General features: G+C 53.8%; 1 rRNA gene. It reads left to right on the top strand.

The features are described from left to right. Positions 1-1434 (top strand): 23S ribosomal RNA (locus ISF27_RS13125); the annotation flags it as partial.

Here is a 1434-nt window from a genome sequence, read left to right on the forward strand (position 1 = left end):
AAGTCAGCATGTGCAGACCCGAAACCGGGTGACCTATCCATGTCCAGGTTGAAGTTTCCGTAAAAGGAAATGGAGGACCGGACGCACATCCGTTGAAAAGGGTGGCGATGAGGTGTGGATAGGGGAGAAATTCCAATCGAACCCGGAGATAGCTGGTTCTCCCCGAAATAGCTTTAGGGCTAGCCCTGGAACAGTTTCACGGAGGTAGAGCACTGAATTTCCGAGGGGGCGTCAAAGCCTGCCAAAGAATATCAAACTCCGAATGCCGTAGAAATGATTTCCAGGAGTCAGACTGCACGAGATAAGTTGGGTGGTCAAAAGGGAAAAAGCCCAGACCCCCGGCTAAGGTCCCAAAGTACGTGTTAAGTGGAAAAGGATGTGGGATTTCGAAGACAACTAGGATGTTGGCTCAGAAGCAGCCACACATTCAAAGAGTGCGTAACAGCTCACTAGTCGAGAGGTCCTGCGCCGAAAATGTCCGGGGCTGAAACACGACACCGAAGCCAGGGAATGAGAAATCATTGGTAGGGGAGCAGTCCCAGCGCATCGAAGCGGTACCGGTAAGGAGCCGTGGAGTGCTGGGAAGAGAGAATGCCGGAATGAGTAGCGAGAGTGAGGTGAGAATCCTCACGGCCGAATATCCGAGGTTTCCAGAGTAAAGCTGATCTGCTCTGGGTTAGTCGGGACCTAAGGCGAGGCCGAAAGGCGTAGCCGATGGACAACAGGTTCATAATCCTGTACTCCATATCATCAGAACTGTGGGGACACAGAACCGAAGGCAGAGCCGGGAATGAAGAGACCGGTGCAAGCGCAGGGCCTGGTGCACAGGCAAAACCGTGCACGGGAGGGCTTGGCGTGACGCGGAGCGAAGTTTAGTAGCGAAGCTGCCATAGGGGCTGTCGAGAAAAGCCGCTATAGCGTGATATGGACCCGTACCGTAAACCGACACAGGTAGATGAGGAGAGAATCCTAAGGCCGGCGGGCGAAGCATTGTCAAGGAACTCGGCAAAATGGCCCTGTAACTTAGGGATAAAGGGCGCCCACGAGAGTGGGCCGCAGAGAGTAGGCTCAAGCAACTGTTTAGCAAAAACACAGGTCTATGCGAAACCGTAAGGTGAGGTATATGGGCTGACGCCTGCCCGGTGCTGGAAGGTTACGAGGAGAGGTTAGCGCAAGCGAAGCTTTGAATCCAAGCCCCAGTAAACGGCGGCCGTAACTATAACGGTCCTAAGGTAGCGAAATTCCTTGTCGGGTAAGTTCCGACCCGCACGAAAGGCGTAATGATTTGAGCGCTGTCTCGACAATGCACCCGGTGAAATTGAAGTGCCAGTGAAGATGCTGGCTACCCGCGCCAGGACGGAAAGACCCCATGGAGCTTTACTCTAACTTGATACTGGGATTCGGCAGTGCATGTACAGGATAGGCGGGAGGCTA

The sequence above is a fragment of the Clostridium vitabionis genome, assembly GCF_015351765.1.
GTDB lineage: Bacteria > Bacillota > Clostridia > Lachnospirales > Lachnospiraceae > Clostridium_R > Clostridium_R vitabionis.